Raw genomic sequence first — 5,073 nt, forward strand, 5'->3', positions numbered from 1 at the left:
GCTTGCCTTGCTGCGGGTTTGGGTCGGCCGCGCGCGCTCGCGGGCTGGACGGTCCGAGCAGACACTGATGACCGCTAGCTGACAGCGCGCCCGGCAGGTTCAGCAAAATGGCCGCGATGGAGGCAGAAAGAAACGAACCGGTCGAGCAGGCGATGCGAGCACGCGTTCTCGCCGTCGATGACGACGAGCGCAATCTGCTTGCAATAGCGGAGGTGCTCGGCGATGTCGGCGAGGTCGTCTGCGCCCAGTCGGGCGAGGAAGCGCTGCGCTTCTTGCTCAGGGATGACTTCGCCGTCATCTTGCTCGATGTGCTGATGCCGGATCTCGACGGCTACGAGACCGCCTCGCTCGTGCGCCGGCGCGAACGGTCGAGAAACACACCAATCATCTTCCTCACCGCCATCAACAAGGAAGAGGCGCATATGCTGCGCGGCTATGACGTCGGCGCGGTCGACTATCTGTTCAAGCCGTTCGACCCGATGATGCTGCGCTCCAAGGTCATGGTCTTTGTCGATCTCTACGAGAAGACGCGCGAGATCGAGCGAAATGCGATCCGGGAACAGCGGCTGCTCGAACAGGCATTGAAGGCCCAGTCGGAAAGGTTCGAGGCGGAGCGAGCGCTCCGCCATTCCGAAGCGCGGCAGGAGCTGATTCTTGCCTCGCTGCCGATTTGTTTTCACGCGCGCTCGGCCGAGGCACCTTTCGCCGCGCGCTATGTTTCGAAAGGGGTCGAGCGGCTGACGGGCTTCCCGCCCGGCCGTTTCTTGTCGAATCCCGATTTCGGGCTCGGCCGGGTCCATCCCGATGATCGCGACGAAGTCACCAGATCGCTTACGGCGGCGATCGAGACAGGCTCTTATACGTGCGAATTCCGATGGCGGTGCTCCGACGAACAATATCGCATATTCTTCGACCAGGGCGTGGTGTCCAGGGACGGCCCGGGGTTCGAACTGCTTGGTACCATGCAGGACATCACCGAGCAGCGCCGTCTGGAGAGCCAGCTGTTGCAGTCGCAGCGGCTCGATGCGATCGGCAAGCTGACCGGCGGACTCGCCCACGACTTCAACAATCTGCTTGCGGCCATCCTCTCTGGGCTCGCCCTGCTCGAACGGCAACTGACGCTCGACGGCAATGCTGCCCAAATCCTCGAAATGACGCGCCGCTCGGCCGCCCAGGGCAAGGATCTCGTCCAGCGGATGCTCGCCTTCTCGCGCCGCCAGGACCTGAAGCCGGTGGCGGTGCGATTGTCGACCCTTGGGGACACGATGAACGGTTTGGTTGCCGCGGTTCTCGGGGGGCTCGTGCGCTTCAAATGGCAGGTTGGCAACGACATATGGCCTGTGCATGCGGATACCGCGCAGCTCGAGCTCGCTTTGATGAACCTGATCTTCAATGCCCGCGACGCCATGCCCTCGGGAGGGACGGTCTCGGTCAGCGCCGACAATCGCAGCGTCGACCATGGAAGCGAGGAACTCGCTGCGGGCGACTATGTCGTGCTGRCCGTCGAGGATAACGGCACCGGCATTGYCGCCGATATCATCGGCAAGGTGATCGAGCCGTTCTTCACCACCAAGCCGATTGGCAAGGGTACAGGATTGGGCCTCAGCACCGTCTACGGCTTTGCCAAACAGTCGGGTGGCACACTCAGGATAGATAGCGAGATCGGCCGCGGCACGATCATGGAGCTGTGGCTGCCTCRCTCCCGTGAGGCACAGGATGTTGCTTCGGAGGCCCGTGAAGCAGCCGACCCAAAATCCGTCCGGGTTGACGACRCAGAGCCCGTCGCGGCCGACGAACGATCGCTGACGGTTCTGCTCATCGACGACAGCCACTCGTTGAGGGAAATGACGGCCATGTCRCTCAGGCAGTCCGGTTTCGACGTGACAACGGCCGCTGGCGGCGCCGAGGGGCTGGCCACGATCGAAAGGGAGCCGGAACGCTTCGACGTGATCGTCACCGACTTCGCAATGTCCCTTGTCTCGGGCATCGACGTGATCCRCTTCGCCCGCAATCTGCGCRCCGACTGGCCGGCTGTCATCATCACCGGGTACGCGGATGCCGAAARGATCGTGGAACGTCCTTCGGGAGTGGCGCTTATCGGCAAGCCGTTTGACGAAAAGGATCTTGTCGCGGCCATTCGCGCTGCCGCTGGCGATAGTCGGATCAGTGCTCCGGCATGACCGCTCGTCCCCGGGCTACCTGTCCTCGATGATCCTCAGATAAGCCGCGGTCACGAACAGCACGATGAAGCCGAACAGGATGCGCCTGCCGCCCTCGGGYATCTGCAGGATGGTGAGCAGTGTCGTCAGCACGGTAAGGATCAGTGCGCCGATGATGGTGCCGGTGTAGCCGCCGCGGCCGCCAAAGATCGAGGTGCCGCCAATGACGGCTGCCGCCACCGAAGGCAGCACCAGGGGCTCGGCGAGCGACAGCGACGGCGCCTTGATCAGGCCGATATAGAGCAGGCCCGTGATGCCCGCGAGCAGGCTGGAGATGACGTAAAGCGCGGTGATCACCTGCCAGTAGCGGACGCCGGACAGTCTCGCCGCGCGCTCATTGTCGCCGACGGCGTAAAGCAGGCGGCCGAAGCCGGTGCGGTTGAGCGTGAACACGATCAGCACCGCCACCGGCACGAACAGGAAGAGCGCGTTTGGAAAGCTGTAAGTAAGGCCCGTGCCTAGCCAGTTGAGGAAATCCGGGATCTTGGCGCCGGAAGCAATCACGGTGCGCTGGTAGACCTGCAGGAAGCCGGTGYCGATCAGGCTGGTGCCCAGCGTCATGATCAGCGGGTGGACGCGGAAGACGCCGACGCCGACGCCGTTGACGAGGCCGATCAGCACCGCCGGCAGCGTGGCGAGGATAAAGGCCACCGTCGGGTCCTGGTTGACGATCTGCGTCGCCATGATGAAGGCGCTCATCGTCGCYACCGTGCCGACCGAGAGGTCGATGCCGCCGGTCAGCATGGTCATGGTCTGGCAGCCGGCGAGGATCGCCAGCGGAATCGCGAACTTCGCCGTGTTGGCGATCCAGCGCTCGTTGACGATGCCCGGGCGCAGGATCTGCAGGATCGCGACCAGGATGACGAGCAGGATGATCAGCGGAATGAGCGGGCGGTCAGCCATGAAGCGCTTGAGGCGGCGGCCGAAGGAGGTCCGTTGCGGCATGGTCGCGCTGTGCGTCATGGCGTTGCTCCTGCCGGGCGGCCCCGGATCGTGATGAARGCGCCGAACATCACCACGGCGACCATGATCGCGCCCTCGATGATGGCGGTCACATTGGGATCGATGGCAAGCAGCGTGAGGTCAGTGCGCACCAGCCGCAGCACGAAAACGGCGATGATCGGCCCGAGCAGCCCGCCCTTGCCGCCGCCGAGCGCGACGCCGCCGAGCACAACCGCCGCGACGCTGGCAAGCAGATAGGGGCCGGGGATCGGCGCGCCGATGCCGGTGCTTATGGTGAGAGACAGGCCGCCGAGTGCCGCGAACAGGCCGGAGAGCGCATAGGCGACGATCCTGGTGCGCGCCACCGGCACGCCGCTGCGGAAGGCGGCGAGCTCGTTGCTGCCGATGGCGTAGATGGAAAGCCCGAGGCGCGAGCGCCGGAGCGGGACCCAGATGATGAAGAGGCAGACAAGGAGCAGCACCAGAGCCTTCGGAATCCAGGCATCGGCCCAATCCGGAAGGCCGGGTATCGGCATGGTGCCGACGACGCTTGCCTTCAGCCACTCGGCGGCGGCGCCGCCGGGCGCGTCGAGCACCAGAAGGGCGGCACCCTGCAGCACGAACAGCGTGGCAAGCGTGACGACGATATCCGGCACGCGGGTGATGACGATGAGGATGCCGTTCAGCGCGCCGAGCACCAGCCCCATGGCAAGCACGAAGGGCACGACGAAGAACGCGTATTCCTCGCCGGCGCCGTTCATCATCGAGGCGGCGGTGACGCTCACCAGCGCCATCATGGCGGCGACCGAGAGGTCGATGCCGCCGGCGATGACGACGATGGTCTGCGCCGCGACGGCGAAGGCATAGGGCAGCACTGCGCGCACCAGCGAACCGAAGTCGCCGCTGCCGTAGCCCGGCTGGATCACCTTGGTGACGACGAACAGGAAAACGAGCAGGGCGAGCAGCGCGGCGACCCAGCCCTGGCGGCGCAGGAAGCGGCTCATGATGCGGCCTCCGCATCGGGTCTGACATCGGCGAGGATGCCGACATCCTCCCTGGCGCCGCGCGGCAGGCCATAGGCGGCCCGCATCAGCGCCGGCTCGTCGGCGAGCTCGACAGGGAAGGTGTCGACGACGCGCCCGCCGAAGATGACGATGACGCGGTCGCAGACTCGCTGCACCTCTTCCAGCTCCGATGTGTAGAACAGCACCGATTTACCCAGTCCGGCGAGCTCGCGCAGCAATTTGTAGATTTCCTGCTTGGTGCCGACATCGATGCCGCGTGTCGGGTCGAAGCAGAGGATGGTGCGGGCGTCCGCTGCGATCCAGCGGGCAAYGGTGACCTTCTGCTGGTTGCCGCCGGAAAGGCGCTGCACCTCGCCCTGCGCGCGGGTGTCGATCTGCAGCCGGGCAATGGCGCTGGAGACCACCATGCGCTCCCGACGCACCTTGATCGGCCCCCATTTGCGAAGCGCGGCGCTGAAGGGGAGCGCGATGTTCTCGCGCACCGAGCGCTGCATGGCGAGCGCCTCGGTACGGTCGCCGGGCACATAAGCAATGCCCGCGCGAATAGCATCGCTCGGATGCGAGAACTTCACCAGCGCACCGTCGACCGCGATCGTGCCGCCAGCCGGGCGGATCGAGCCGGCAAGGGCGGCAAAGAGCTCGTCCTGGCCCTGGCCCTCGAGCGCGACCACGCCGGCCACCTCGCCATTGGCGAGATCGAAGGAAACATCATGCAGCTTGGTGCCGAGCTGCAGGTTGCGCACCGACAGCCGCGGGTGGCGGTCCTTCACGGCCGACGCCTCGCTTGCCGCGAACGCAGCGGCGACGCTGGTCTTTTCGATGCGGGCGCCAAGCATCATCTCGACGATCTTCTCCTCGACGCCCGGCGCGATGTCGACGACGCCGAC

4 protein-coding genes are annotated in these 5,073 nt (G+C 65.4%); 1 reads left to right on the forward strand and 3 read right to left on the reverse strand.

Annotated elements, in window-relative coordinates; genetic code table 11:
- The first annotated feature begins 152 nt into the window (after positions 1 to 152).
- Positions 153 to 2,180, forward strand: coding sequence for a response regulator (locus ORS3428_RS25095; RefSeq protein ID WP_244508093.1), 2,028 nt, complete (start codon positions 153 to 155; stop codon positions 2,178 to 2,180).
- A gap of 15 nt (positions 2,181 to 2,195) precedes the next feature.
- Here the strand turns inward: ORS3428_RS25095 and ORS3428_RS25100 are convergent, their stop codons facing one another.
- The 3 genes from ORS3428_RS25100 to ORS3428_RS25110 form a co-directional block, all read right to left on the reverse strand.
- Positions 2,196 to 3,182: an ABC transporter permease gene (locus ORS3428_RS25100; protein ID WP_071100983.1), complete on the reverse strand. Its 987-nt coding sequence runs from the start codon at positions 3,180 to 3,182 to the stop codon at positions 2,196 to 2,198.
- Positions 3,179 to 4,165 (reverse strand): ABC transporter permease, encoded by a 987-nt coding sequence (locus ORS3428_RS25105; RefSeq protein ID WP_071100984.1) that lies wholly within the window; start codon positions 4,163 to 4,165, stop codon positions 3,179 to 3,181. Before ORS3428_RS25105 ends, ORS3428_RS25100 begins: the two co-directional genes overlap by 4 nt.
- On the reverse strand, positions 4,162 to 5,073 hold a 912-nt coding region (locus ORS3428_RS25110), incomplete at its 5' end, for an ATP-binding cassette domain-containing protein (RefSeq protein ID WP_131802946.1). The genes ORS3428_RS25110 and ORS3428_RS25105, both read right to left, overlap by 4 nt.

It is taken from the genome of Mesorhizobium sp. ORS 3428 (genome assembly GCF_001854785.1).
In the GTDB taxonomy this organism is placed as follows: Bacteria; Pseudomonadota; Alphaproteobacteria; order Rhizobiales; family Rhizobiaceae; genus Mesorhizobium.